Below are 25,415 nucleotides of genomic sequence, written 5' to 3'. Positions count from 1 at the left end.
CTGTGCCCGACCACAAAACCCTGTGGGAGCGGGCTTGCTCGCGAAAGCGGTTGATCAGTCAATGAAGATGCTGGCTGTGCTGGCCTCTTCGCGAGCAAGCCCGCTCCCACAGTTGATCTTCAGCGAACACAAAACCCGCGCCGGGCCCCTACTGCTGCGGCGCAACCACGCGAAACTTGATGGCGATCTCGTTGGACACCACGCTGTCGCCAGCCCATTCGCCCTTGCCGACATCAAAATCGGCACGATTGAGGGTCAGTTCGCCGCTGAAGACACCGATACCACTCTCAGGACTCAAACTGACCGGCACCCGGACCTCGCGGGTAATGCCCTTGAGCGAGAGCTGGCCCACCACTTCGTAGCGGTTGTCGCCCAGCGCCTTGACACGGCTGGACTCGAACCTGGCCTGGGGATAGACCGCCGAGTTGAACCAGCCGGGCTCTTGCAGTTGGCCATTGGCATCCTCGCTGCCGGCATCAATACTCGCCAGCTCGATGACAAGCCCGGCGTGGGCCGCCTCGGGGTGCATCGTGTCGAAGTCCAGGGTGGCGCTGAACTGGCCGAAAGTGCCGTACACCCGCTGGCCCATCTGGTCGTAGGTGAAACTGATCTGACTGGCGCCGGCATTGACCTGGTGGTACTGCGCACTGTAGGCGCCGGTCATGCAGCCCAACGCCAGCAGGCCAGCGATGGCCGTGCAACGTGTCAATCGAAAGCTCATGGGATGCTCCGGCATCAAGGGTTCAGGTGTCGCCTGCAGAGTGTTGATCCTCGCCGCCACTTGTGCAAATGCCAGGAACGATGCCTGGCGCCGATTTAGGGTTAAAATGCCGCCCCCTCACCTTGCTGGCCCCTGTTCGATGACCCCTGAAGCCCTTTGCACCCTGCGCGCCCACCTGTTGCCGGCGCTGGCAGCCGCCCCCGCCGAAACCCGTCGCCTGTTCCATGGCCGTGGGCGCTGCTGGCCGGGGCTGGAGCAACTGACGGTCGATTGGCTGCAAGGCATCGTGCTGGTGGCGCTGTTCAAGGAGCCTGCGCCCGAGCAGTTGGAGGCCTTGAAGCAACTGCTGATGCAGATCAGCCAGTCGCCCGAGTGGCAGCAATCCCCCGCCCACACCTTGCTGCTGCAACACCGCTACCTGCCGCAAAGCACCACCGAGTGGTTGCTCGGGCAGGAAGTCGACGAGTGGACCCTCACCGAGGGCGGCCTGCGTTACCGGATCGACCTGGGCAGGAAGCAGAACGCCGGGCTGTTTCTCGACATGCGCTATGGCCGTGACTGGGTCAAGGCCAACACCCAGGGCAAGCGGGTGTTGAACCTGTTCGCCTACACCTGCGGGTTTTCGGTGGCGGCCATCGAGGGTGGCGCCGCGCAGGTGGTCAACCTCGACATGTCCCGTGCGGCCCTGAGCCGGGGCCGCGACAACCATCGCCTGAACGGCCACGACCTGGGCAAAGTGAGCTTCCTGGGCCACGACCTGTTCAAGTCCTGGGGCAAGGTGATCAACAGCGGTCCTTACGACCTGGTGATCATCGATCCGCCGTCCTTCCAGAAAGGCAGCTTCCTGCTGACCAAGGACTACCAGCGCGTACTGCGTCGCCTGCCGGAACTGCTCAGCGCTGGTGGCACGGTACTGGCCTGCATGAACGACCCGGCCGTAGGCCCGGACTTTCTGATCGACGGCGTTACCCGCGAGGCCCCGGGCCTGCACTTTACGCAACGCCTTGAGAACCCACCGGAGTTTCCCGATATCGACCCGCAAAGTGGCCTCAAGGCCCTGGTGTTCCGCCTGGATGACGTGCCGGCTGACTAGTGGTACTTGAGGCGCTTGCCACAGCTTTCTACGATGGATTCACGCATCGGCCGTCATGCTCCGGCCAGTGCGTAGGTGGCGAGTGTTCTGAACCCCTACAAGCTCACCACCTGTTCCACGCGCCTTGAGCCTCATCGGCTCTACTTTCTCCCCATCAAAGAGTTGTGAGGCTCTTTTTTATCCGCGCGCGGCAAGCAGTCTCGAAGCGAGCAGGTCATGATGGCCTGCGCGCTATTGCCCCAGACGCCCCAAGACAAACGCCTGCGCCTTGGCCTGCAACTGGTCCAGGTGACGGTCGCGCTGTTTCTCGGCATCGAGCATCGCCCGCTTGCCGTGGCGTTGCAGCAGGTAGGTGTGGATCTGCCGCACTTCGGTGGCGCTGTAGATCGGCGCCGCATCCAGCACGCCAATCAGGCCGTCAGTGAGGTAATCGCGGGTATTCATCAGCACCTGGTGCCCACGCGTGCCCAACACCTGGAAGCCCATGGCTTCAAAACACGGCACCTTGCCGGGCGCACAGGTCAGTTCGGCATGGGGCAAGCGCTCAAGCATCTGCTGCATCAGGCCACGGGCAATACCCCGACGCCGATGGCTGGCGTGCACCGCCATGAACGCCACACTGCACGCCTGGGGATCGTCCTTGGCGGGCAGGTAGAGCAAGAAGCCGAGCACCTTCGCGGGGTCTTCAGCGTCCAGCGCCACCAGCAACTCGACGGCAATCCCCTGGCTGCCATCCAGCGCCTGCAAGTACAGGTGCACCTCATAACCGACCGCGTACTGGTAGACGCTGAACAGCAGGTTGCTCGGTGGCAGCGCGACGGCGCTGATGTCGGTCAGGTTGTCGACCACCAGTTGCAGGATCTGATCGTTGATCGACTCGGGGCACGGGGCCTGGACGTGACTGAGGGTGAACATCGGTAAGGGACTCCGAGGGTTAATACGGGGAAATGACAACAACACGGCTCACGCCTTGGCCTTCAGCACCGCCAGCCACTGGGGGTCCAGGCGGTTCTGCTCGGTGTCCAGGCCCAGGGCCTGCATGCTTTCCTTGTGCCGGTCGATCTCGTGCACCATCTGGCTCAGGCTGCTGGAGTTGCCATCCAACTGGTGCATCTGGGTCAGACCCAGGTGATAGAAACGCAACAGCTTCATCGCCTGCGGGTTGCCCGCCTGCACCGCGTCGGTGACCTGGTGCATGACGTTGGTGACGCGCATCAGGTTGCGCTTGAGCTGCCAACCGTAGACCGCCGCAGCCATCCACGGCTGATCCCAGAGCTTGAACTTCATCAGCGCCGCGCTGACGATCACCGCCGCGATCACACCCCCCAGGTTGTAGCGAAAGTTATCGCCCCCCGGCGTACCGAACAGCAACACCGCCAACGCCGACAGGCCCATGGCCAGCACGATGAAGCCCACGGCTATGATCAACGTGCTGCGGCGCGTCTGCTGGCGATAGGTTTCGGGGTTCCACGGCTTGATCTCGAACATCACGGCAGCGCTCTTTGGCTAAGGGGACACAATTGCCCGCGATTATCGCCTGTCGTGGCGGATATCGACATGTTTAATGCCTCAGACACCCCACATCCACCCGCATAAGCGCAAACAACGCCTTCGCGAGCAGGCTCGCTCCCACAAGAGATCGGGGATATCCGCCAGAGCCAGGCTGTCTGGCTTCCACCGTTTGGATTGGAGGTATCCTTGGGCGACGCTGAACTCATCCCACACACGCCGGACGACACCCATGAACAAACCCTACCTGGCCCTCATCGCCTTGCTCGCTTTCTCGGCCTACACCCTTTACACAATGCTGACGGCCGATCAGTCGCTGCTGGCGTTCGGCGCCCAACTGATGGCCCGCCCGGACACCGCCCAGGTGGTCATCGATCTCTATTTGCTGGCCGCCATGGCGGGCGTGTGGATGTACCGGGATGCACGCGCCCAAGGCAAGTCCGTGGGTTCTGTGCTTCCCTATCTGCTGCTGACCGCGATCTTCGCTTCGGTGGGGCCGCTGCTCTACCTGGTGATCAACGGCTTTGCGCCAACCCCCTCCCGCCCTGCTACGCCCGAGTGAGCCCCTCGGGCGCCGCGCCTTGCAACGGATGCCCGATGACCATGCGCACGCTACTGAGCACCTTCACCCGCTTGCTGGACCGGGGGTTGAACAAGGAAGTCTTCGACAACCTGCGCAACCTGCTGATGTGCGCCCTGCTGCTGGCGGCCGGCACCGATGCCCTGCGCTCGGGTGATTCGCTGTTCCTCGGGCTGTTTGGCAGTTGGCTGGCCGGCTGGGGCCTGATCACACTGGCTGGGGCCCTGATGCTCCTCAACATGTGCGACGGCTTGCGCCGCCTGGCCAGCTTGCGCTACCACCTGAGCCTGCAACTGCTCCTGTGCCTGCTCTACGTGGCGATGGCCCTGCGGGTGGTGGAAATCGTCTGGAACTTCAGGGCGCCTTGAGGACGAACGGGTGACACCGACGCATCAGCGCGCCAGCCGTCGCTGCATGATGATCGTGCGCTCGGCGCCGTGCAGGTGCTCGCGAACCTTCTGATACCCCAACCCGCCATAGAAACCTTCGGCGGTGATCGATGACGGCACGCGCAACCACTCGATGCCCTCATCGAGGGCGACCGCGTGGATCTGCTTCATGAGCAACCGACCAATGCCCGCCCCTTGCCTGGACGGCGCGACAAACACACTGCGCACCACATCCCGATCAAGACTCGCGGTGGCCACGACCTGATGATCAACGATGGCCACGTAGACCCGGCGCTGGCCCAACAACCCCAGGACCGCCTCGGGCGAAAAACTCTGCTCCACCTGGGCGATCACCTGCGCCGGATAGTCCTCGGCGTTGGACTCACGCAGCGCGTCAATAATGACGCGGCTGATGGCCTCGGCGTCCGGGGGTGTCGCGAGTCGGATCAGGCAATCCATTTGGGCGCTCCAGAGTGGGTCGTTACGTGATCGTAGAGGGATGGAGGGGTGTGAGCTACTTGAACCTGCCTTCTCGTGCAGAGCTGGCACCGACTCAATCGTGGCCCGTCACAATCAGGGCGAAGCTGATGTTGTTGACAACGCGGTCTTCGAGATAAGCGAGGGTCACTTTGACATTGGGGTTAACTTGTTGATCCAGGTAGTAGGTGTCCGAACCGCCGCGCATCCCCAGGCCGCCGGGTAGTTTGCCAGACCGCTTGGACGTCTCTGGCGCGCCCAGAACTTGGCGTACAGCGCTTTGGTTCATGTTCAAGGTGAACGGTGCAGGCAGTTGTCCGATATAGACGGGTTGGTCGGCGGTTGGAATCAGGATAATCATGACCCGCTCCAAGCGTTTGGAGTCCTCCCGGAACACAAGCTCCAAACCGGCGCCGGGATGCAAAGTCGGCCAATTGCTATCCTGGAACGGCTTAACCAGCGGTTGATCCGGGATAATGCCCTCGGCCACCAACTCACCATACCTACGGCCCAGGTTTTCGACCCAGCGCTCAATAGTCTCAGCATTCATCGGTACCACCCCTGTTCTTCATTGACGTTGTGTATCTGAGTCAGAGCCTCTTCAAGGTCAGCCTCGGAGAACCCTTCCTGGAGCAGGTAGGGCCTGATTGCATCGAAGTTGCTTTGTACTGCACGACGTCGGTCGCTGGCATCAAGTCGTTGCTTTACTCCGGTATTTCTCCATCCGTAAGTTTCGCTGTATTTGCGGTGGACTCGAGCCGGAATAGCGATGCTGGCAACATTTTTCATCGCCCGTTTGCGATCAACCTCGTCAAGGTGCGGAAAATCATCAACCAGGAAGCGCTCTATCGCCGCCTGCGAAGGCATGTGATCCACATGCAGCCCATTACGCGGTCTTCCCTCGAACGCGCCATAGACGTCCACCTCCAACGGCCGCACCGCCGACTTGGCGAACACCAGGTACAGCGGCGGCAGGCCCGCGTCGGCGGGGAAGGTGATGATGGTGTCTTGCCAGGTCAGGTCTTCGGCTTCGTGGCCGGGGTAGTGGCTGATCTGGGTGTCGCGGCCCTGTGGAATCGGATGCACGAGCAGATTGTCGAGCTGCGGCGGCGCGTCGGGGTACGGCGTCGGCACGGTAACCACGGGGCCGTCGTTGGGTGTCCAGGTGATGCTGATGCCGTCCAGCACCGCGACCATCGCGCTCTTGTCGGCGTTCCAGGTGGCGTGGGTGACGGGCACCCGTTCTGCGCCGCTGCCGGCCTTGGTGTGCAGACCGTAGACCTGCATCGCGCCAGCCTCGTCGCGGCGAAACTGGAAGCGCACGCGGGTGTCGGCCAGGCGCAGGTGTTCCAGTTGTTCGGGGGTGTAGAGGGTCGCGTCGCCGATGTCCCGTGGCCATAGGGCCAGCAGCACATACCTCAGTGCCGGGCGAGCAGCGACACTGGCCAGTTCGCGAACCGCCCACGACCCCAGGTTGCTGCCCATCGCGCCGGCAGCGCGGCCCAGGGTGCCGGCGTTGCCCGTCGACGCCAGCAGCGCGGTGGTGCCGAAGTTCGCGGCGCGCTCGCTGGCCACGCCGGCCTCAATCGTTCCGATGGGCACCGAGACGCAGGACTTGGCGAACACGCAGGCCTTGCCGGCCGTGGCACTGAGGGGCGACGGCGGTACGTGGTTGGCCGGTTCAACGGCCGTTGCCTGCGGGCTGGCACGCGACGCTCGCTCAAGTGGCGCGATCAGTCGATTACGTCCTGGCGGGCAACCGCAGTGGATCTGCGCGCCGTCCAGCACCGTCGCAATGCCATGCCACTTCATCGCGGGCAGGCTGTCGACGATCACCCCGGCCTGGCCGCAGAGCGGGCAAGGCGTGGTCACGTCGCCAAGGCGCAACACCCCGCGGTTTCCTTGCCGGGCCTGGGGCAAACTGCCGACACATACCGCACCGGTGGTGGTCACGTCGCCATCCAACCCTTGGCCGATGCCGTTGACTGAGCCTCGTCCCATGACTCAGCCCTCGGCGGAGGACGGGGTGAGTGGGATCTCAAAGGGGCTTGGCAGAGGATTGGGCAGCGACAGCAACGTCATCCCGTTCATGAGCATTCTCCTGGCGTCGGCGAGACGCGTTGGCGCAAAAAAGCCTCCCGGTAGGGGGAGGCTGAAATTGAGAGGAGTTCCGTGCGAACTCGACGCCAAACTAGTTAGAGAATGCTGGTCGGGTCGATAAGACGCTTCCGAGATCAATGTAGGAATCAGGCAAATATCATCCACCCTGAACGCAGCACACGCGTTAAAGCGCTACGGGCTTCAGGAGAAAGACCGGGCCGTGAGCAAATGGCTGGCGTAAAAAAACCGCATCGCTGCGGTTTTTTACACCTGGATTCAACTCAGAAGTTCGCCGGGGTGTTGGCGCTGATGATCTCGGCTTCATCCGCCCCGATGTTGCGGAAGCTGTGGGCCAGCGTGGTCGGGAAGTAGTAGCCGTCGCCGGCATTGAGCACGCTCACCTGCCCATCGACGGTCAATTCCACGGTGCCACGGGTGACGAGACCGCACTCCTCGCCTTCGGCGTGGACGATCGGCTCGGCACCGGAGCCGGCGCCGGGGGCGTACTGTTCGCGCAGCAGGCGCATCTGTCGGCTCGGCACCGAGGCGCCGATCAACAGCAGGCGCAGGCCGTCGCGGCCCAGGTCGGGTTGTTCGTTGGCACGGAACACGTATTGATGCTCGCGCGGAGGCTGGTCGAAGGTGAAGAAGTCGGCCAGGGACATGGGGATGCCTTCCAGCAGTTTCTTCAGGGAACTGACGGAGGGACTGACGCGATTCTGTTCGATCAGGGAGATGGTGGCATTGGTGACGCCGCTACGCCGGGCCAGCTCACGCTGGGACATTTTGTAGCTTTCGCGTACTAATTTGAGTCGAGAACCCGTATCCATGACAGCCTTATGTGGGAAAAACTTAAGGGGTGTGTGGGGGGATGGCAGGCGACGCCTGTGTCGCGAACATCGCCGTTCCTCTGTCCCGAAGACATGAAAGGCGGCTATTAAATCACGTTTGCGGGTGTTGCTCAGCAGGTTCGACAAATGGTGCTCGGTAGCCGGAAAAAACCCGTGGAAGCGAGCCTGCTCGCGAGGGCGGTGTGTCAGGCGACATCGTTGTTGGCTGGCACACCGTCATCGCGAGCAGGCTCGCTCCCACTGGGTTACATCGGCTTTGGCTAGATGCCGAATCGATCACGCATGGCGTAGTACACCGCGCCCATGGCCGTCAGCGGCGCCTGGAACGTACGGCCGCCGAACATCGGCATGTGTGGCAAGGCGGCGAACGCGTCGAAGCGCTCGGCGTCCCCACGGATCACTTCCGAGATCAACTTGCCCGCCAGGTGTGAACAGGTCACGCCGTGGCCACTGTAGCCCTGCATGTAATAGGCATTTTTTTCGATGCGACCGAACTGCGGCATACGCGACATGGTCAGCAGGAAGTTGCCGGTCCAGCGGTAGTCGATCTTTACGTCCTTGAGCTGCGGGAACGTCTTGAGGATCTTGGGGCGGATCAGTTGTTCGATGTCATCCGGCTCGCGGGCACCGTAGACCACGCCACCACCGTACAGCAGGCGGTTGTCGGCGGTCAGGCGGTAGTAGTCGAGCAAGTAGTTGCAGTCTTCGACGCAGTAATCGTTGGTGATCAGGCTGCGGGCGACTTTCTCGGACAACGGCTCGGTGACGACGATCTGTGAGCCACACGGCATGCTCTTGCGCGTGACGCGGGCGTCGAGGTTCTGCGGCAGGTAGGCGTTACCGGCAATCAGCAGGTACTTGGCCCGCACCAGGCCCTTGGCGGTACGCACGGTGATGGGCTCGCCGTAGGTGATCTCCACCGCCGCCGATTGCTCGTAGATCTTGCCGCCGAGGCTGATGATCGCGGCCGCTTCGCCCAAGGCCAGGTTCAGCGGGTGGACGTGGCCGCCCTGCATGTCCAGTAGGCCACCGACGTAGTTTTTCGTGCCGACTTCCTTGGCGATCTCTTGCTCGCCGAGCATGTGCAGGTTGTGGTTGCCGTAGCGCTCCCAACCGCGCTTCTGCTCAGCCAGGCCCTTGAGTTGTTTCTTGTTCAGCGCGGCGAAAATACCACCGGGCTTGTAGTCGCACTTAATGTCGTACTGCTGGATGCGCGAACGGATGATGTCGGCGCCTTCGAAGATCATGCTGCCCAGCACTTCGGCGGTCTTGTCGCCGTAGCGCTGCTCGATCACGTCGACATCGCGACTGTAGGAGTTGACCAGTTGGCCGCCGTTGCGCCCGCTGGCACCGTAGCCGACCTTGGCCGACTCCAGCACAGTGACGCTGTAGCCGGCTTCGCTCAAGAACAGCGCCGAGGACAGACCGGTGTAGCCGGCACCGATGACACAGACATCGCACTCGACTGTGTCTTCGAGCATCGGGAAGCCCGTGGTCTCGTTACGGGTCGCGGCGTAGTAGCTATTTACGTGTTTTTGCATGATTGAGTTCCCAAACGGCCACCAGCGAGTGCCGGCGGCCGCTGCGTTGAAAAGGTCATCAGACCGTGTGCAGGTACCAGTTGTACTCAAGGTCGGAGATGGAGTTCTCGAACTCGGCCAACTCACTTTCCTTGCACGCCACGAATACATCGATGTACAGCGGGTCGATGTATTTGGCCATGACTTCGCTGTCGTCCAACTCGCGCAGGGCATCGCGCAGGTTGTTCGGCAGGCTCTGCTCGTTCTGCTCGTAGCTGTTGCCTTCGACCGGCGCACCAGGCTCGATCTGGTTGGTCAGGCCGTGGTGAATACCGGCCAGGACCGACGCCATCAACAGGTACGGGTTGGCGTCGGCACCGGCCACGCGGTGCTCGATGCGGACCGAGTCCGGCGAGCCGGTCGGCACACGTACGGCCACGGTGCGGTTGTCGATGCCCCAACTCGGCGAGTTCGGCACATAGAACTGCGCACCAAAACGACGGTAGGAGTTGACGTTCGGGCACAGGAAGGCCATTTGCGCCGGCAGGGTCTCCAGCACACCGCCGATCGCGTGGCGCAATGCGGCGTTCTGCTCGGGATCCTCGCTGGCGAAGATGTTGTTGCCGGCCTTGTCCAGGATCGAAATATGCACATGCAGACCGTTGCCCGCCTGACCCGGGTACGGCTTGGCCATGAAGGTGGTATCCATCTCATGGTCGTAGGCGATGTTCTTCACCAGGCGCTTGAGCAGTACCGCGTAGTCGCAGGCCTTGATCGGGTCGGAAACGTGGTGCAGGTTGACTTCGAATTGTGCCGGGGCGCTTTCCTTGACAATGGCGTCAGCCGGAATGCCCTGCTCTTTCGCACCTTCGAGGATGTCCTGGAGGCAGTCGACGTATTCGTCGAGGTCATCGATCAGGTAGACCTGGGTCGACATCGGACGCTTGCCGGACACCGGAGAACGCGGCGATTGCGGACGACCGTTCACGTTGTCCTGGTCGATCAGGTAGAACTCCAGTTCAAACGCGGCGCAGATGGTCAGGCCCATGTCATCGAACTTGCTGACCACCTGGCGCAGCACTTCACGGGGGTCAGCGAAGAACGGCTGGCCTTCGAGCTCGTGCATGGTCATCAACAGTTGCGCGGTTGGGCGCTTCTGCCATGGCTCGATGCTCAAGGTGTTGGGGATTGGGTAGCAGATGCGGTCTGAGTCGCCGATATCCAGGCCCAGGCCGGTGCTTTCCACCGTGGAACCATTGATGTCCAGGGCAAACAGCGAAGCCGGGAGGTTGATACCTTTTTCGTAAACCTTATGAAGACTGGTGCGCTCGATGCGCTTGCCGCGCACCACACCGTTCATATCCGCAATCAGAAGGTCGACGTACAAAACCTCAGGATATTTCTTAAGGAATGCGTTTGCTTCGTTGAGTTGAACGGTACGCAGAGGGACCGACATGATGCACCTATTGGCTGTTAATTATTATGTTCATTGCACGGTTGCGGCCCCAGTCAATCCGAAAGGCAAAGTGAAGTCAATAGCGTGCAAAGCGCCCTGAGCGTTGATTTTATTGGTCATAAACGCCAGCAGCCAGCCAAAAAACCTCGCAAACCCACAGCCGGCCAGAGTTCCAGCCAGTCAACCGTTTAGAATCTTTTACACGGCAGTTGTTAAAAAAAATCAACGAGGCTAAGCTCCTGAAAAAGCTCGTTACAAGTGTGAAACTGCGAGGTGATAAAAATGGCATTCAAGCCATTGATCGGCGTTACTGCGTGCGTCAAACAGATTGGCTTGCACCCCTACCACGTCAGCGGGGACAAGTACGTGCGTGCGGTCAGCGTCGCGGCTCTGGGGCTGCCGGTGATCATTCCTTCCCTGGGCGAACTGACCGAAATCGATGACCTGCTCGGTCAGCTCGATGGCCTGTTGCTGACCGGCTCGCCGTCGAATGTGGAACCCTTCCATTATCAAGGCCCCGCCAGCGCTGCCGGCACGGATCACGATCCGGCACGCGATGCCACGACCCTTCCTTTACTGCGCGCGGCCATTGCGGCAGGCGTTCCAGTGCTCGGCATCTGCCGGGGCTTCCAGGAGATGAACGTGGCGTTCGGTGGCAGCCTGCACCAGATGGTCCATGAACTGCCTGGCATGCTCGACCACCGTGAAGCCGATCACCCGGACCTGGCGGTGCAATACGCACCGGCCCATGCGGTCAGCGTGCAGCCGGGCGGCGTGTTCGAAGCGCTGGAGTTGCCCATCGCCTTCCAGGTCAACTCGATTCACAGCCAAGGCATCGACCGGCTGGCTCCCGGCCTGCGCGCCGAAGCCATCGCGCCCGATGGCCTGATCGAGGCGGTCTCGGTGGAACACAGCAAGGCCTTCGCCGTCGGCGTGCAATGGCACCCGGAATGGCAGGTGCTGGATAACCCTGTCTACTTGAGTATTTTCCAGGCGTTTGGCGATGCCTGCCGGCAACGCTCGGCGCGGCGCAATCAACGCTGACTGAACGATTCAAGCCACCACCCACGATTTAACTGCCCCGTGAGCCCGCTGGTGCGCTTTTACGCGCCCGCCCTTCACGAAAACGACACACCGCAATAACAACAAGTACGACCCGGCAGCCAGGACGGCGGCGCCGAATAGGCCTGAGCCTGTCAGTCAAACGCAATCCATGTGGGAGCGGGCTTGCTCGCGAAGAAGGAGCATCAGTCGACATCACTCTCGACTGATACAACGCTTTCGCGAGCAAGCCCGCTCCGACAGGAGTGCTCCTTGGCTGCCCCGGCAAGGCTTGCAATCAACTATTAAGTCAGACCGCATTGGCCTGACGACTGAAACCTGTTGGGAGTTTCACATGGCAAACGCCTCCAGCATCTACAGGAAGGCTCTTGAAGGTAATCAGCAACCGAAAAAGGTGCTGGTGAAAGTCGACCGCGTCACCAAGAAATTCGACGAGACCACGGCCGTGGACGATGTGTCCCTGGAGATCCATCAGGGCGAGATTTTCGCCCTGCTCGGCGGCTCCGGCTCCGGCAAGTCGACGCTGCTGCGCATGCTCGCCGGCTTCGAACGCCCGACCGAAGGACGGATCCTGCTCGACGGCGTCGACATCACTGACATGCCGCCCTATGAGCGGCCGATCAACATGATGTTCCAGTCCTACGCCCTGTTCCCGCACATGACCGTGGCGCAAAACATTGCCTTCGGCCTCAAGCAGGACCGTTTGTCTGCCAGCGAGATCGACGCCCGTGTCGAAGAAATGCTGCGCCTGGTGCAGATGAGCCAGTACGCCAAGCGCAAGCCGCACCAGCTTTCCGGTGGCCAGCGCCAGCGGGTAGCCCTGGCGCGTTCGTTGGCCAAGCGCCCGAAGTTGTTGCTGCTCGACGAGCCGATGGGCGCCCTGGACAAGAAGCTGCGTTCGCAGATGCAACTGGAGTTGGTGCAGATCATCGAGCGTGTGGGCGTGACCTGCGTGATGGTGACCCACGACCAGGAAGAGGCCATGACCATGGCCGAGCGTATTGCGATCATGCACCTGGGTTGGATCGCCCAGATCGGCAGCCCGGTGGACATCTACGAGGCACCGGTCAGCCGCATGGTCTGCGAGTTCATCGGCAACGTGAACGCCTTCGACGGCACCGTCATCGAAGACCAGGAAGGCTACGCGATCATTCACAGCAACGACCTGGAGCAGAAGATCTACGTCGGTCACGGCGTCAGCACCTCAGTGCAGGACAAGTCGATCACCTACGCCATCCGCCCGGAAAAAATGCTGGTCAGCACCCTCAAGCCCGAGAACCGCTACAACTGGTCGAGCGGCAAGGTGCATGACATCGCCTACCTGGGCGGCCACTCGGTGTTTTACGTCGAGCTGCCCGGCGGCAAGATCGTCCAGTCGTTCATGGCCAACGCCGAACGCCGTGGCGCGCGCCCGACCTGGGACGATCAGGTGTACGTGTGGTGGGAAGACGACAGCGGCGTGGTATTGCGCACATGAACACACTGACTCAGCCGTTCCAACGGTTCCTGCCGAGCGGACGCAAGGTCGTCATCGGTATCCCCTTCCTGTGGCTGTTCATGTTCTTCATGCTGCCGTTCTTCCTGGTGATGAAGATCAGCTTTTCCGAAGCGGCCCTGGCGATTCCTCCCTACTCGGAGATCTACGGCTTCGCCGAACAAAAGTTTCAGCTACTCCTGAACCTGGGCAACTACACGATGTTGGCCGACGATGAGTTGTACATCGCGGCCTACCTGGGCTCACTGAAGATCGCCCTGCTGAGCACGGCGATGTGCCTGGTGATCGGCTTTCCGATGGCCTACGCCATTTCCAAGACCAGCAAGGAGTCGCAGAACGTCTTGCTGCTGCTGATCATGATGCCGACCTGGACCGCGATCCTGATCCGTGTCTATGCCTGGATGGGCATCCTCAGCAACAACGGCTTGCTCAACGCGTTCTTGATGTGGACCGGGCTGACATCGAGCCCGATTGAAATCCTCAACACCAACACCGCCGTGTACATCGGCGTGGTGTACGCGTACCTGCCGTTCATGGTGCTGCCGCTGTACGCCAACCTGGTCAAGCACGACCAAAGCCTGTTGGAGGCCGCATCCGACCTGGGCTCGAGCAACTTCAACAACTTCTGGAAGATCACCGTGCCGCTGGCCAAGAACGGCATCATCGCCGGCTGCATGCTGGTGTTCATTCCGGTGGTGGGCGAGTTCGTGATCCCGGAACTGCTGGGCGGCCCGGAAACCCTGATGATCGGCCGCGTGCTGTGGCAGGAGTTCTTCAACAACCGCGACTGGCCGGTGGCTTCGGCCCTGGCGGTGGTGATGCTGTTGATCCTGATTGTGCCGATCATTCTGTTCAACCGCAGCCAAGCCAAAGAGATGGAGGGACGGGCATGAACCGTTTCGGATTTGCCCGAATGATGCTGGTGTTCGGCCTGACGTTTATCTACCTGCCGATGCTGATCCTGGTGATCTACTCGTTCAACGCCTCCAAGCTGGTGACGGTGTGGGGCGGCTGGTCGGTGAAGTGGTACGCGGGCTTGCTGGACAACTCCCAGTTGATGGGCTCGGTGATGCGTTCGCTGGAAATTGCCTGCTACACCGCGATTGCCGCGGTGGTCCTGGGCACCCTGGCCGCGTTCGTGCTGACCCGGGTCACCCGCTTCAAGGGCCGCACCTTGTTCGGCGGCCTGGTCACCGCGCCCCTGGTGATGCCCGAAGTGATCACCGGCCTGTCGCTGTTGCTGCTGTTCGTGGCGATGGCGCAGTTGGTGGGCTGGCCGACAGAGCGCGGCATTATCACCATCTGGATCGCCCACACCACGTTCTGCGCTGCTTATGTGGCCGTGGTGGTGTCGGCGCGCTTGCGAGAGCTGGACCTGTCCATCGAGGAAGCCGCGATGGACCTGGGGGCACGGCCGTTGAAGGTGTTCTTCCTGATCACCATCCCGATGATCGCGCCCTCCCTGGCCGCGGGCGGCATGATGTCGTTCGCCCTGTCGCTGGATGACCTGGTGCTGGCCAGCTTTGTGTCGGGCCCGGGCTCCACGACGCTGCCGATGGAAGTGTTCTCCGCCGTGCGCCTGGGGGTCAAACCCGAGATCAATGCCGTGGCCAGCCTGATTCTGTTGGCGGTGTCGATCGTGACCTTCATGGTCTGGTACTTCAGCCGCCGAGCCGAAGCCAGCCGTAAACGCGCGATCCAGGACGCCATGGACCAGACGGCCAATGAGTCCTGGACACCCGCCAGCAGCCCACGCGTTGAAGCGACGGCCTAGTGGCTGTCGCGCAACGGCCCATCACTGCGCCACGGTTGATGCGCCGTGACTGACACCGGGCACGTAAACCTGTCGCACCCGTCGGGGGTGCGGCCTGCAACACCGTTCACGCAGGGTCTTACCAACGCTGCGGTTGTGTGAACGGCTTCACCTGGCCTCCTCGGTTCAAGTGAGTTCAGGGCGCCTTCGGGCGCCCTTTTTACGTTTGCACGCTAAGATTGCTGGCAACCACACAAACCTGACTAGACTTCAGCCAGCCACGGAGCCCCTCTATGCGTGACAACCGAATCATGGGCCTGAACAACGCCCGCGACCTGCTTGATGTGCTGATCCGCGCAGGCCTGATCAGCGTGCTGGTGATGGTCTGCTTCGACATCTTCCACCCCTTCATGAACATCATGCTGTGGTCGGTGATTCTGGCGATCACCCTGTATCCCGTGAATCAGCGACTGGGCGCCGCCCTGGGCGGTCGTACCGGCTTGGCCGCGATCATTCTGGTGATCATTGGCCTGATCTGCCTGATTGCGCCCTTGAGCCTGCTGGGCGAGTCCATCGCCAGCTCGGTCAAGGGCGGCATGGAAGCCGTGCACGGTAAGGACCTGGAAATCCCCCCGCCACCCGCTGTGGTCGAAAGCTGGCCGCTGATCGGCGCGCCCCTGTTCAATATCTGGACCCACGCCTCAGAAGACCTGGGCTGGGTATTTTCCCAGGTGGCGCCGCACCTCAAGGACGTGAGCAAGACCGTGCTGACCCAATTGGCCGGCGTCGGCACCGGCATCATCGTGTTTGTCCTGGCGCTGATCATCTCCGGGGTGATCATGGCCAAGGGCGGTGACGGCGAAGGCGTCGCGGTGGCGATTGCCACGCGCATTTCCGGGCCCGTGCGCGGGCCTGAACTGGCGACGCTGTGCACCGCGACCATCCGCGCCGTGGCCCAGGGCGTGGTCGGCATCGCGTTCATCCAGATGATTCTGGTGGGCATCGGCCTGGTGGCGATGGGCGTGCCTGGTGCGGGCGTGCTGGCACTGCTGGTGCTGCTGCTGGGGATCACCCAACTGCCCATCCTGATACTGACGCTGCCCGTGACCATCTATGTGTTTGCCCAGGACGGTGTCAGCGCGGCGACAGTGATCTTCGCCATCTGGATCATCCTCGCCGGGCTGTCCGATAACGTACTCAAGCCGATGCTGCTGGGACGCGGCGTGGCCGTGCCCATGCCGGTGATTCTGATTGGCGCCCTGGGCGGGATGCTCACCAGCGGCATCATCGGCCTGTTTACCGGCCCGGTGCTGTTGGCGGTCGGCTTTCAGCTATTCATGTCCTGGGTACGGATGACCCCGCCCACCGAGGCCATCGAACCGCCGCGCGAGCACGTCCCGGAGAAAGACTGAAGGCGCTAGAACAACCCCATCTGCCCGCCGACCAGTGTCGAGAAGTCATCGTCGACAAAGGGCAGGATCGCGTCGGCCACCGGCTGTAGCTGGCGGCTGATGTAGTGCTCGTAGTCGACCGGGGCGCTGCGGATTTCCAGGGGCTCGGGGCCGGCGACGGTGATCACGTAGCTGATCCATCCCCCGCGCTGATACTGGCGCGGACGGTGTTGCTGGTCGTTGTATTCGTCGGCGATACGCGCCGCCCGCACGTGGGGCGGCACGTTGCGCTCGTAGTCGTCCAAGGGCCGGCGCAGGCGCTTGCGGTAGATCAGCAGCTCATCGTGCTCGCCGGCCAGGGTCGCCTGTACGAACTGGCGCACGTAATCCTGATACGGACGGCGATGAAAGATGCGCTCGTAGAGTTCCTGCTGGAACTGCCGGGCCAGCGGCGACCAGTCGGTGCGCACGGTCTCCAGGCCCTTGTAGACCATCTCATCGCTGCCATCGGCGCGCGTCACCAGCCCCGCATAGCGCTTCTTGCTGCCCTCCTCCGCGCCGCGAATGGTCGGCATCAGAAAACGTCGAAAGTGGGTTTCGTATTGCAACTCCAACACGCTGGTCAGGCCGAACTCGGCCTGCAAATGCTCGCGCCACCACTGATTGACGTGCTCCACCAACGAGCGACCAATCTGCGCCGCTTCTTCCTGATCGTGGGCACGGCGCAACCAGACGAAGGTGGAGTCGGTGTCACCATAGATCACCGCATGGCCCTGGGCTTCGATCAATTGCCGGGTGCGCTGCATGATTTCGTGCCCACGCAGGGTGATCGACGACGCCAGCCGCGTATCGAAGAAGCGGCAACCGCTGGAGCCCAGCACGCCATAGAACGCGTTCATGATGATCTTCAGTGCCTGGGACAGCGGCGCGTTGTGCTCGCGCTTGGCGACCTCGCGGCCCTGCGAGATACGGGCAACAATGGCCGGCAGGCAATGCCGGGTCCGCGAGAACCGCGCACCACGAAAGCCTGGCACTGACTCACGGTCATCCGGGTGACGCAAGCCCTCCATCAACCCCACCGGATCGATCAGGAACGTGCGGATGATCGACGGGTAAAGGCTCTTGTAGTCGAGCACCAACACCGACTCGTACAGGCCGGGCTTGGAGTCCATGACAAAGCCGCCCGGGCTGGCCTGGGGCGGACGATCACCGAGATTGGGCGCGACAAACCCCTGGCGATGCATCAACGGCATGTACAAGTGGGTGAACGCTGCCACCGAGCCGCCGCTGCGGTCCACCGGCAGGCCCGTGACGCTGGCGCGCTCCAGCAGGAAGGTCAGCAGCTCGGTCTTGTGGAAGATGCGCGTCACCAGTTCGCAGTCCTTGAGGTTATAGCGCGCCAGTGCGGGCTTGTCCTCGGCGAACATGCGGTTGATTTCATCCATGCGCTGGTACGGGGTCGCGATCGATTTGCCTTCGCCGAGCAGTGTCTGGGCGACGTTTTCCAGGCTGAACGAGGGGAAACTCCAGGTCGCCGAGCGCAGGGATTCGATGCCATCGATGATCAGCCGGCCGGCCGCCGACGCGAAGAAGTGGTTGTTGCCCGCACCGTGCTCGCGCCACTGCATTTCCTCGCCGCCGCGCCCCAGGCGCAACGGCACCGCCAGGCGCCGGGCATGCTCGTGCAACACCCGCAGGTCGAACTGCACCAGGTTCCAGCCGATGATCGCGTCCGGGTCATGGCGGGCGAACCATTCATTGAGTCTTTTGAGCAGCATGGCCCGGGAGTCGCAGTACTCCAGGTCGAAGTCCACCAACGTGTCGTCGCCATTGGGCGAGCCCAGCATGTAGACCTGGCGCTGGCCGCAGCCCTCCAGGGCAATCGAGTACAACTCACCCTGCTCGGTGGTCTCGATGTCCAGGGACACTAGCTTCAGGCGCGGGCGGTAGTCGGGGTCGGGCTTGAGGTGGCTGTCGAGCAGGACGCCGTCGGCGCCGAGTGTGCCGCGCATCGACACGGGCGCCGTGATGAAGCGCTCCATCAGGTAGCGCTCCGGCGGGCGCACGTCAGCTTCGAAGACATCGACGCCGGCGCGGCGCAGCACCGACTCCAAGTGCATCAGTTGGCGATGCTGCTGGCAGTACAGGCCGAACACGGGGCGATGCTGGAAGTCCAGCAGGCCCAGGGGCCGCAGTTCGACGCCCTGCTCATCGCGAACAAGCGCCTGGGTGCGCTCGCGATACTGCTCGGGAATGAAGGCCACTGACGGCTGCACCGGCAAACGCACCAACCGTGGACCGGCATCGGTCGCCAGCCAGAACTCGACGAGAGTACCGGCCGGGGTATCGCGCCAATGCCGGGTCAGGACGAAGCCCTGCTGTAAGTCCACCACTGCAACCTCGAAGTCGATTTGAGCGGGTGATTCTACGCGCGATAAACGTTTACGGCTGCCTTTGCGTTTACCGCGCAAGCGATTGTCGGACAAGGCTAAATGCTTCGTTGCAGGCCTCGATATTATTTTTGTAGTGAATGAATTATTTCACTACAAAACCGTTGACGAGGCGTTTTTCCCCTTGCATGATGCAGACGTCTCCCCGATCGGGAGCCCTGGCAAAAGTGTTGTGAAAAGGCTCGACTGACCGCCGAGCTGCTACCGGATGTGTACTGCCCACAAGGCAGATTGATGAAACTGACCCGGCATGAACGTCCCGCACAGGACCCAAGCGCTGGCGAATACTCTTCAAGATGCTTGTGACCGAATGAGTTGATTCTCGGCAACAACATCCAGGTAATCGCTGCTTCTCTCGTGTTTGACGCCCATACGTAGCAGTCTCTCAGAACCACTACATGCATCCTGCTCAAGGCCCTGCCGATATTCGGCAGACAACCACTGTCGCCCTGGTTTCGGTACCAGATATCAACTTACCGAAGTAGAGAAGTGAATTAGCGAATCAACTAGACAGATCAAACATTGGTCAAGGGGCTTTAACATGAATCTGAACAATCAACCGACTATAGATGAACTGGCTCGTATGTTCGCTGCACACAAAGACAGCCATGACAGCCATATCCTGTGGATTGCCGACTCTGGCCAGGTGCATATCGACTGCCTGTCGCCCCACGCCCATGAAGACGCGTTCGAAAAAAATACCCGTGACCTGCGCGCCCGACTGAAGATGTACCGTCGCGGCCAGGGTTATGTTGGCAAGAAGGCCGCCGCCGATAAGGATTATGTCGGCCGCGTGCTAGCCACGCTGACTCAGGAATGGCAGAACCTGCAGTCCAAGCCGGATGTATGCGTGATCGACCGTTACTGCTAAGTTGAACGACAAAAGCCGCTGATACCTTTCACGGTTATCAGCGGCTTTTTTGCAGGTGCTCCACCGGCTCACGTCCTATGATTGTGTATGAGGCGCCCAGGCGTATATCGTCTGCCGATAATGACAACACCGTTCGAGGCTCTGTCCATGAAGACCGTCGCGCAACTGCTCAAGCTCAAAGCCGAGCGCAACCAGCAGGTCCATACCATCAATGCCCATCAGATGGTGCTCGAAGCCCTGATGGTGATGGCGGCGAAGAACGTCGGTGCGTTGCCGGTGCTGGAGGGTGGCGAGATTGTGGGGGTTATCAGCGAACGGGACTACGCACGTAAACTGGTGCTCAAGGGCCGTTCTTCCGTCGGGACGCCCGTCAGCGAGATCATGAACTCGCCGGTGATCACCGTGGACTCCCATCAAAGCGTACAAACCTGCATGAACATCATGACCGACAAGCACCTGCGCCACTTGCCGGTCGTGGAGAACGGCCAACTGCTGGGCTTGTTGTCGATCGGTGACCTGGTCAAGGAAGCGATCGCCGAACAGGCAGAACTGATTCTCCAACTGGAACAATACATTCGCGGCGAGTAACCACTCGTTGACAGCACGCCGGTGTCTAGCCTGTGCAACGCACCGCACAGGCCGATCGCTCGGCGCAGGCCAAACTTTATATTTGCTCTATCCCCGTGCGCTTCTATATTAAGTCATGCTCCTGAAGCATCCTGCTTGTCTCTGAGTGCGAAGAATGGCCAGTACTGAACATCTGATCATCTGTGAGCACTGCGATGGCGTGTACGAAAAAGCCCTGCTTTCCAAGCACCAGACTGCGCTTTGCCAACGTTGCGGCGGGGTTCTGCAACGCTACAACGGGATGACCGTGCAACAGCGCCTGGCACTGACCCTGACCGCCGCCGTACTGTGGATCTTCGCCAACTTCTATCCGGTGATGAGCATCAGTCTAAAAGGCCTCAAGAACAGCGCGACTCTTTGGGACTCGGTGGTCGCGCTCAGTGACGGCCCCATCACGTTTATTGCCCTGGTGGCGGCCATTTCCATCATCATCGCGCCAATGTTCCAGTTGCTGCTACTGATCTGGGTGCTGAGCTTCGCCCTGGCGGCCAAGCGCTCGCCGGCGTTCAAGCTGTGCATGCGCTGGCTGGAGACCCTCAGGCCCTGGAGCATGCTGGAAGTCTGCCTGCTGGGCGCAATGGTCGCGGTGTTCAAGCTCGCCGGGCTGCTGGACGTGATTCCCGGCATCGGCCTGTTTGCCCTGGCCGTGCTCAGCTTGCTGCTGATCCGCATCGCCGGGCGCGATGTGCGTGAATTGTGGGACACCCTATGAGCCGCCGCCTGGCCAACGCCCACGAACTCGGTCTCTGCCTGTGCCACAGTTGCGGCCTGGCCTGCGACATGACCGACCACCCGCACCAATGTCCACGCTGCGATGCGCCCCTGCATGTGCGCAAGACCAACTCCCTGACCCGCACATGGGCGTACCTGTTGGCCGCCCTGGTGTTCTACATCCCGGCCAATCTGTTACCCGTGATGAACACCAGCATGCTCGGCAGCGGTGCCGACAGCACGATCATCGGTGGCGTCCTGGAGTTCTGGGAAGCTGGCGCCTGGGACATCGCCTTGATCATTTTCATTGCCAGCATTGCAGTGCCGGGCATCAAGTTTGTCGCGCTTTCGCTACTCCTGATCACCACGCAGCGCGGCAGCCACTGGGCGCGCAAGCAGCGCTCCAAGCTCTATCGCTTCGTTGAGTTGATCGGCTACTGGTCGATGCTCGATGTGATTGTCGTGGCCCTGGTCGCCGCGCTGGTGAAGTTCCAGGCGCTCGGGGATATCGAACCCCGCGCCGGCATTCTGTTCTTTGGCATGGTGGTGGTGTTTACCATGCTTTCGGCGATGAGTTTCGACCCTCGCCTGATCTGGGATAACCCACAACCCGAGGAGGTCATGGATGGAATCGCGAGCCACTGAGGGGCAGCCAGTGCCCGGCACAGCCAACATCAAGACCCGACGCTGGAGTGTTTCACTGGTATGGATCGTGCCCATTGTGGCCGTGCTGGTGGGGATCTCGCTGGTGGTACACAACCTGATGCAACAAGGTCCGGTGATCACCCTCAACTTCAAGACCGGCCAGGGCCTGACGGCCAACAAGACCGAGGTCAAGTACCGCAACGTGGTGATCGGTCATGTCTCGGAGGTCGAATTGAGCAATGACCAGAAGAGCGTCAATGCCACGGTCAAGCTTAACAAGCAGGCCGAGTCCTTCACCCGCAAAGACTCGCAGTTCTGGGTCGTGCGCCCGCGTATCGGCGCGGGCGGAGTTTCCGGGATCGACACGCTGCTGTCCGGGGACTTCATCGGCGCGGACGCCGGGCACGCCGATGAGCGCGCCAAACGCTTCATCGGCCTGGAAGCACCGCCACCCATCACCTATGGCGAATCCGGCAAGCGATTCCTGCTGCACACCCAGGACCTGGGCTCCCTGGATATCGGCTCGCCGGTCTACTACCGCAAGATCCCGGTCGGTCAGGTCGTGGCCTACGCGCTGGACGCCGATGGCAAAGGGGTCAACGTCGAAGTCTTCGTCAAGGCGCCGAACGACGCCAACGTCACTGAGAACACACGATTCTGGAACGTCAGCGGTGTCAGCATGGAGGTCGGGGCCAACGGCTTCGCGCTCAAGACTGAGTCGCTCTCAGCGTTGCTGGTGGGCGGCATTACCTTCCGCGCCCCGGACTACAGTCCCAACGACAAACCCGCGGCCGAGGACCGGGACTTTCAGTTGTTCGATGACCAACAAACGGCCCTGGCCCCTCCCGACGGCAAGGCTCAGTACCTGTCACTGCGTTTCGATCAGACCTTGCGTGGCTTGAAGGTGAATGCTCCCGTGGAGTTCCAGGGGCTGGAGATTGGCAAGGTGGTGGCCATCAACCTTGATTACGATGATAAGGCGCGCAGCTTTCCCATCAACGTGGGCATCGTGATTTATCCGCAGCGACTGGGGCAAGCGCACATGAAGATGCTCAAGGCGCTGAATCACGATCCCCAAGACGAACAGGCCTCTATCCGCGTCATGGGTACGTTTGTCGAAAATGGCCTGCGCGCCCAGGCACGTAGCGGCAACCTCCTGACGGGACAACTGTACATCGCCCTGGACTTCTTCCCTAAAGCCCCAAAAGTCGCCTTCGACCCCAATGCACGCCCCATCAGCGTCCCTACGGTACCCGCCAGCCTCGAACAACTGCAGGAACAGTTCCAGGCAATGATCGAGAAGATCAACAAGCTGCCGATCAACCGTATCGCCAACAATCTCGACGGCAGCCTGATAGAGCTGCGCAAGGGCCTCAAGCAATTCGATGGCAAAACCCTGCCGGAGGTGCAAGCAACCTTGCAGGACGTCAGCCAAACCCTGAAATCAGCCAGTTCAACCCTGGCCGAGGACTCACCGCAACGCGAGCAACTCGGTGAAACCCTGGATGAGCTCGGGCGTATGTCCCGTTCGCTGCGCGAGCTATCGGACTACTTGAGTCGGCATCCGGAATCCTTGCTGCGTGGACGTCCAAAAGATGCCCCAGCGCCAAACCTGCAACCGTCTTCAAGCCGCTGAGCACAGGAGCACGCCCATGTCTTTGTCGTTGAAAATCCCCTTGGTCGGCCTGGTAGTCCTGCTTGCGGCCTGTCGCAGTGACCCGATCCACTACCACACCCTGTTGCCGGCGCAGCCCGCACCAGGCACCCGCGACGGTGCAAGCATGCAGATCGAGCAAGTGTCCGTGCCACCTCAGGTTGACCGTACACAGATGGTTATACGCGAGGGCAACAGCGGCCTGGCTATCCTGGAAACCGAATGGTGGGGAGCCACCTTGTCGGATGAGCTGCAAAGCGCGCTGGTGGATCAACTGTCCGGCTCGTCCTCCGGGCGCAAGCTTACCTTGCGCGTCGATGTACTGCGCTTTGATTCAGTACCGGGCCAATACGCCCTCATTGACGCCAAATGGCGATTGCGCACTGCTGTGCCAGAGGAAACCAGCCTACCGCTCAGTTGCCGCACGACCCTGCAAACACCCTCCGGGGCAACCATCGATGAGTTGGTATTAGCGCACCAGAACAACGTGAAGCGCTTGGCCGCCGCCATCAGCCAGGCGGCACGTAATCCCAGTGGCGGGTGCCCTGCGATGAATTGATGGGTTGCCGATCAAGGACTCGTATCACCGACATCATCAGAAAAGCTGGCAGGACGTACTGGCGTGGCCGGCGCTTGTGGCACGGATAACGAGCGCTCGACCATGCTGTCATCAATTTCCCCGCTGATGTAATTGACCCCCGCCATCACGCCATTGGTCTCGTTTTCCATCAAGCCCAGCCACGCTTTATCGAATGCCGCACTGAGGCTTTTACGCATTTGCGCCTGCGCTTCGGGGCGATCACTTTCATTCGAAATGGCACCAATACCTGCTGTCACTACGGATATTGCCGCTCCGGCAATCCGTCCGACCGCCGCAGCTACCGCACTGGCAATACTGCGTGTGGCGATCTGAGCCTCCAGCCTTTCACTCGCCCGCTTGGCCACCGAAGAAATCCCAGCATCCGACAACCCCGCCCCAGCGCCATTGTTCGACCCACGTACCTGCTCGATCAACGCCACGTAAGCCGGCAGCGCTGTGAGAGGCTCAGTGTGGGTCAACACATAGAGCGAAGCATTACGCGCTGGCGGTGGAGCCAGGGAGATGGCGGGAATTTCATTGAGCCGGCGATCAAATTGTTGTTGAGGAACAGCATACCGCTCCCGTATTTCTACAAGACTCACGTCAAGCATCTGTACATACAGGGCCACTGCATCCCCCATGATCACATTGGGATCAGTGACTTTCGCGACCGGATCCAACACCCGCTGATGATATTGCTCCTGCAGATAAAGCGTTAAGCGATTGACCACCGAATCGGCCTCACCCTGGCTGTTTAATTTGTACCAACTCACCCTCATGGACAACCATTGCTGGGTCCAATAGCCGGTGAACCAGGGAATGAAGTCAGTTTCGGTGCGTTGAAATACCTGCTGTCGCCAACGCTCCATAGCGCCGCGGGTGTAACGCCTGACCTCTGCCTTGGAGAGCAATGAGGCGCTGTCGATATCTTGATCGATCTGTCGCCAGGTTGCTTCAGAGACCACAACCGGCGGCTCGGTGACACGATGCGCAGTGGAGGAGCACCCCGCCATGAGCAGGATCAGGGTGATGAGTAAGAAACGCAGATTCAAAGTCTCAGCCCCCCACAATGGCACGACCGATACGGTAACTAACCGCTCCAATCAGATTGCCCTGAGTATAGGTCTGGCCAGAAGAAGGGATTTTTTCGCAGGCAAAAACAAAACCCCAACTGCTTTCGCAATTGGGGTTTCGGAATTTAATCTTGACGATGACCTACTCTCACATGGGGAAACCCCACACTACCATCGGCGATGCATCGTTTCACTGCTGAGTTCGGGATGGGATCAGGTGGTTCCAATGCTCTATGGTCGTCAAGAAATTCGGGTACCGAATCGTGGCCAGCTGGCCGCGCTTCAGCAAATTGGGTACGTGATAGATTTCGGTGTTTTGCAAGATCTCGAACTTTCGGTTCGTTTCGTCTTCACACACCGCAATCTGGTCTCTTTCGCTTTTCAGCTTGGAGCATGCAAATTGCTTG

Annotated in this window: 25 protein-coding genes and 1 rRNA gene; 14 read left to right on the top strand and 12 right to left on the bottom strand. The window is 61.0% G+C overall.

All coding sequences use genetic code 11. The features are described from left to right. Positions 1-148: 148 nt before the first annotated feature. Positions 149-721, bottom strand: a complete 573-nt coding sequence (locus BMW74_RS22745) for a YceI family protein (protein WP_093426375.1) — start codon at positions 719-721, stop codon at positions 149-151. A gap of 139 nt (positions 722-860) precedes the next feature. Here BMW74_RS22745 and BMW74_RS22740 point away from each other — a divergent pair, with 139 nt between their 5' ends. Then, the gene (locus BMW74_RS22740; protein WP_093426374.1) at positions 861-1,814 is read left to right on the top strand and encodes a class I SAM-dependent methyltransferase; all 954 of its coding nucleotides are present in this window, start codon (positions 861-863) and stop codon (positions 1,812-1,814) included. A 231-nt stretch (positions 1,815-2,045) separates the two neighbouring features. Here BMW74_RS22740 and BMW74_RS22735 read toward each other — a convergent pair whose 3' ends face one another. Together BMW74_RS22735 and BMW74_RS22730 are read right to left on the bottom strand one after the other, a co-directional pair. Continuing rightward, positions 2,046-2,729 (bottom strand): GNAT family N-acetyltransferase, encoded by a 684-nt coding sequence (locus BMW74_RS22735; protein ID WP_093426373.1) that lies wholly within the window; start codon positions 2,727-2,729, stop codon positions 2,046-2,048. Positions 2,730-2,777: 48 nt separating this feature from the next. Beyond that, a complete protein-coding gene (locus BMW74_RS22730) occupies positions 2,778-3,302 on the bottom strand; it encodes a DUF3087 domain-containing protein (RefSeq protein ID WP_093426372.1) in 525 nt (174 codons plus the stop codon). A 253-nt stretch (positions 3,303-3,555) separates the two neighbouring features. On the opposite strand from BMW74_RS22730, the gene BMW74_RS22725 reads away from it, so the two are divergent. Together BMW74_RS22725 and BMW74_RS22720 are read left to right on the top strand one after the other, a co-directional pair. Further along, entirely contained in the window at positions 3,556-3,885 is a 330-nt protein-coding gene (locus BMW74_RS22725; RefSeq protein WP_093426371.1) for a DUF2834 domain-containing protein, read from the top strand. A gap of 41 nt (positions 3,886-3,926) precedes the next feature. Then, complete coding sequence (locus BMW74_RS22720; RefSeq protein ID WP_093426406.1) at positions 3,927-4,271, top strand: hypothetical protein; 345 nt, start codon at positions 3,927-3,929, stop codon at positions 4,269-4,271. Positions 4,272-4,295: 24 nt separating this feature from the next. Here BMW74_RS22720 and BMW74_RS22715 read toward each other — a convergent pair whose 3' ends face one another. From BMW74_RS22715 to BMW74_RS22690, 6 genes are all read right to left on the bottom strand, one after another. Continuing rightward, positions 4,296-4,751 (bottom strand): GNAT family N-acetyltransferase, encoded by a 456-nt coding sequence (locus BMW74_RS22715; protein WP_093426370.1) that lies wholly within the window; start codon positions 4,749-4,751, stop codon positions 4,296-4,298. Between the two features lie 94 nt (positions 4,752-4,845). Further along, positions 4,846-5,319, bottom strand: a complete 474-nt coding sequence (locus BMW74_RS22710; protein WP_093426369.1) for a DUF6392 family protein — start codon at positions 5,317-5,319, stop codon at positions 4,846-4,848. Continuing rightward, positions 5,316-6,770 (bottom strand): S-type pyocin domain-containing protein, encoded by a 1,455-nt coding sequence (locus BMW74_RS22705; RefSeq protein WP_256562648.1) that lies wholly within the window; start codon positions 6,768-6,770, stop codon positions 5,316-5,318. The genes BMW74_RS22710 and BMW74_RS22705 overlap by 4 nt, the downstream gene beginning before the upstream one ends. A 380-nt stretch (positions 6,771-7,150) precedes the next feature. After that, a complete protein-coding gene (locus tag BMW74_RS22700) occupies positions 7,151-7,699 on the bottom strand; it encodes a cupin domain-containing protein (RefSeq protein WP_093426368.1) in 549 nt (182 codons plus the stop codon). 281 nt (positions 7,700-7,980) lie between these two features. Then, positions 7,981-9,264: an NAD(P)/FAD-dependent oxidoreductase gene (locus BMW74_RS22695; protein WP_093426404.1), complete on the bottom strand. Its 1,284-nt coding sequence runs from the start codon at positions 9,262-9,264 to the stop codon at positions 7,981-7,983. A gap of 55 nt (positions 9,265-9,319) precedes the next feature. Next, entirely contained in the window at positions 9,320-10,696 is a 1,377-nt protein-coding gene (locus BMW74_RS22690; RefSeq protein WP_093426367.1) for a glutamine synthetase family protein, read from the bottom strand. A gap of 282 nt (positions 10,697-10,978) precedes the next feature. Here BMW74_RS22690 and BMW74_RS22685 point away from each other — a divergent pair, with 282 nt between their 5' ends. The 5 genes from BMW74_RS22685 (at position 10,979) to BMW74_RS22665 (ending at position 16,418) form a co-directional block, all read left to right on the top strand. Next, entirely contained in the window at positions 10,979-11,740 is a 762-nt protein-coding gene (locus BMW74_RS22685; protein ID WP_093426366.1) for a gamma-glutamyl-gamma-aminobutyrate hydrolase family protein, read from the top strand. 352 nt (positions 11,741-12,092) lie between these two features. Beyond that, positions 12,093-13,235: an ABC transporter ATP-binding protein gene (locus BMW74_RS22680; RefSeq protein ID WP_093426365.1), complete on the top strand. Its 1,143-nt coding sequence runs from the start codon at positions 12,093-12,095 to the stop codon at positions 13,233-13,235. 29 nt (positions 13,236-13,264) lie between these two features. Next, positions 13,265-14,146 (top strand): ABC transporter permease subunit, encoded by an 882-nt coding sequence (locus BMW74_RS22675; protein ID WP_175479289.1) that lies wholly within the window; start codon positions 13,265-13,267, stop codon positions 14,144-14,146. After that, entirely contained in the window at positions 14,143-15,027 is an 885-nt protein-coding gene (locus BMW74_RS22670; protein ID WP_093426363.1) for an ABC transporter permease subunit, read from the top strand. The genes BMW74_RS22675 and BMW74_RS22670 overlap by 4 nt, the downstream gene beginning before the upstream one ends. Positions 15,028-15,299: 272 nt before the next feature. Next, positions 15,300-16,418 (top strand): AI-2E family transporter, encoded by a 1,119-nt coding sequence (locus BMW74_RS22665; RefSeq protein WP_093426362.1) that lies wholly within the window; start codon positions 15,300-15,302, stop codon positions 16,416-16,418. A gap of 5 nt (positions 16,419-16,423) precedes the next feature. Here the strand turns inward: BMW74_RS22665 and BMW74_RS22660 are convergent, their stop codons facing one another. Beyond that, positions 16,424-18,787, bottom strand: coding sequence for a DNA polymerase II (locus tag BMW74_RS22660; protein WP_175479287.1), 2,364 nt, complete (start codon positions 18,785-18,787; stop codon positions 16,424-16,426). Positions 18,788-19,388: 601 nt separating this feature from the next. On the opposite strand from BMW74_RS22660, the gene BMW74_RS22655 reads away from it, so the two are divergent. The 6 genes from BMW74_RS22655 (at position 19,389) to BMW74_RS22630 (ending at position 23,914) form a co-directional block, all read left to right on the top strand. Continuing rightward, positions 19,389-19,718, top strand: a complete 330-nt coding sequence (locus BMW74_RS22655; RefSeq protein ID WP_093426361.1) for a hypothetical protein — start codon at positions 19,389-19,391, stop codon at positions 19,716-19,718. Between the two features lie 147 nt (positions 19,719-19,865). Next, complete coding sequence (locus BMW74_RS22650) at positions 19,866-20,306, top strand: CBS domain-containing protein (RefSeq protein ID WP_093426360.1); 441 nt, start codon at positions 19,866-19,868, stop codon at positions 20,304-20,306. Positions 20,307-20,460: 154 nt separating this feature from the next. Further along, a complete protein-coding gene (locus BMW74_RS22645; protein ID WP_093426359.1) occupies positions 20,461-21,057 on the top strand; it encodes a paraquat-inducible protein A in 597 nt (198 codons plus the stop codon). After that, positions 21,054-21,701, top strand: a complete 648-nt coding sequence (locus BMW74_RS22640; RefSeq protein ID WP_093426358.1) for a paraquat-inducible protein A — start codon at positions 21,054-21,056, stop codon at positions 21,699-21,701. The genes BMW74_RS22645 and BMW74_RS22640 overlap by 4 nt, the downstream gene beginning before the upstream one ends. Next, positions 21,682-23,337: a PqiB family protein gene (locus BMW74_RS22635; RefSeq protein WP_093426357.1), complete on the top strand. Its 1,656-nt coding sequence runs from the start codon at positions 21,682-21,684 to the stop codon at positions 23,335-23,337. The genes BMW74_RS22640 and BMW74_RS22635 overlap by 20 nt, the downstream gene beginning before the upstream one ends. Before the next feature lie 16 nt (positions 23,338-23,353). After that, complete coding sequence (locus BMW74_RS22630) at positions 23,354-23,914, top strand: PqiC family protein (protein WP_093426356.1); 561 nt, start codon at positions 23,354-23,356, stop codon at positions 23,912-23,914. 11 nt (positions 23,915-23,925) lie between these two features. Here BMW74_RS22630 and BMW74_RS22625 read toward each other — a convergent pair whose 3' ends face one another. Both BMW74_RS22625 and rrf read right to left on the bottom strand, forming a co-directional pair. After that, positions 23,926-24,987, bottom strand: coding sequence for a hypothetical protein (locus tag BMW74_RS22625; RefSeq protein ID WP_175479286.1), 1,062 nt, complete (start codon positions 24,985-24,987; stop codon positions 23,926-23,928). A 150-nt stretch (positions 24,988-25,137) separates the two neighbouring features. Then, positions 25,138-25,253 (bottom strand): 5S ribosomal RNA (gene rrf / locus BMW74_RS22620). Positions 25,254-25,415: the final 162 nt, after the last annotated feature.

Origin of the sequence: Pseudomonas sp. ok272, assembly GCF_900109995.1 — a bacterium.
GTDB lineage: Bacteria > Pseudomonadota > Gammaproteobacteria > Pseudomonadales > Pseudomonadaceae > Aquipseudomonas.
The sequence above is the reverse complement of the archived record's forward strand: the minus strand, read 5'-3'. Positions and strand labels throughout refer to the sequence as shown.

What these genes read in the sequence shown, in the direction of transcription:
- BMW74_RS22725 (WP_093426371.1), top strand. Translation starts at nt 3,556, where the DNA reads ATGAACAAACCCTACCTGGCCCTCATCGCCTTGCTCGCTTTCTCGGCC.
- BMW74_RS22640 (WP_093426358.1), top strand. Translation starts at nt 21,054, where the DNA reads ATGAGCCGCCGCCTGGCCAACGCCCACGAACTCGGTCTCTGCCTGTGC.
- BMW74_RS22645 (WP_093426359.1), top strand. Translation starts at nt 20,461, where the DNA reads ATGGCCAGTACTGAACATCTGATCATCTGTGAGCACTGCGATGGCGTG.
- BMW74_RS22680 (WP_093426365.1), top strand. Translation starts at nt 12,093, where the DNA reads ATGGCAAACGCCTCCAGCATCTACAGGAAGGCTCTTGAAGGTAATCAG.
- BMW74_RS22655 (WP_093426361.1), top strand. Translation starts at nt 19,389, where the DNA reads ATGAATCTGAACAATCAACCGACTATAGATGAACTGGCTCGTATGTTC.
- BMW74_RS22705 (WP_256562648.1), bottom strand. Translation starts at nt 6,770, where the DNA reads ATGGGACGAGGCTCAGTCAACGGCATCGGCCAAGGGTTGGATGGCGAC.
- BMW74_RS22740 (WP_093426374.1), top strand. Translation starts at nt 861, where the DNA reads ATGACCCCTGAAGCCCTTTGCACCCTGCGCGCCCACCTGTTGCCGGCG.
- BMW74_RS22630 (WP_093426356.1), top strand. Translation starts at nt 23,354, where the DNA reads ATGTCTTTGTCGTTGAAAATCCCCTTGGTCGGCCTGGTAGTCCTGCTT.
- BMW74_RS22710 (WP_093426369.1), bottom strand. Translation starts at nt 5,319, where the DNA reads ATGAATGCTGAGACTATTGAGCGCTGGGTCGAAAACCTGGGCCGTAGG.
- BMW74_RS22720 (WP_093426406.1), top strand. Translation starts at nt 3,927, where the DNA reads ATGCGCACGCTACTGAGCACCTTCACCCGCTTGCTGGACCGGGGGTTG.
- BMW74_RS22665 (WP_093426362.1), top strand. Translation starts at nt 15,300, where the DNA reads ATGCGTGACAACCGAATCATGGGCCTGAACAACGCCCGCGACCTGCTT.
- BMW74_RS22650 (WP_093426360.1), top strand. Translation starts at nt 19,866, where the DNA reads ATGAAGACCGTCGCGCAACTGCTCAAGCTCAAAGCCGAGCGCAACCAG.
- BMW74_RS22685 (WP_093426366.1), top strand. Translation starts at nt 10,979, where the DNA reads ATGGCATTCAAGCCATTGATCGGCGTTACTGCGTGCGTCAAACAGATT.
- BMW74_RS22735 (WP_093426373.1), bottom strand. Translation starts at nt 2,729, where the DNA reads ATGTTCACCCTCAGTCACGTCCAGGCCCCGTGCCCCGAGTCGATCAAC.
- BMW74_RS22715 (WP_093426370.1), bottom strand. Translation starts at nt 4,751, where the DNA reads ATGGATTGCCTGATCCGACTCGCGACACCCCCGGACGCCGAGGCCATC.
- BMW74_RS22700 (WP_093426368.1), bottom strand. Translation starts at nt 7,699, where the DNA reads ATGGATACGGGTTCTCGACTCAAATTAGTACGCGAAAGCTACAAAATG.
- BMW74_RS22635 (WP_093426357.1), top strand. Translation starts at nt 21,682, where the DNA reads ATGGAATCGCGAGCCACTGAGGGGCAGCCAGTGCCCGGCACAGCCAAC.
- BMW74_RS22670 (WP_093426363.1), top strand. Translation starts at nt 14,143, where the DNA reads ATGAACCGTTTCGGATTTGCCCGAATGATGCTGGTGTTCGGCCTGACG.
- BMW74_RS22730 (WP_093426372.1), bottom strand. Translation starts at nt 3,302, where the DNA reads ATGTTCGAGATCAAGCCGTGGAACCCCGAAACCTATCGCCAGCAGACG.
- BMW74_RS22745 (WP_093426375.1), bottom strand. Translation starts at nt 721, where the DNA reads ATGAGCTTTCGATTGACACGTTGCACGGCCATCGCTGGCCTGCTGGCG.
- BMW74_RS22690 (WP_093426367.1), bottom strand. Translation starts at nt 10,696, where the DNA reads ATGTCGGTCCCTCTGCGTACCGTTCAACTCAACGAAGCAAACGCATTC.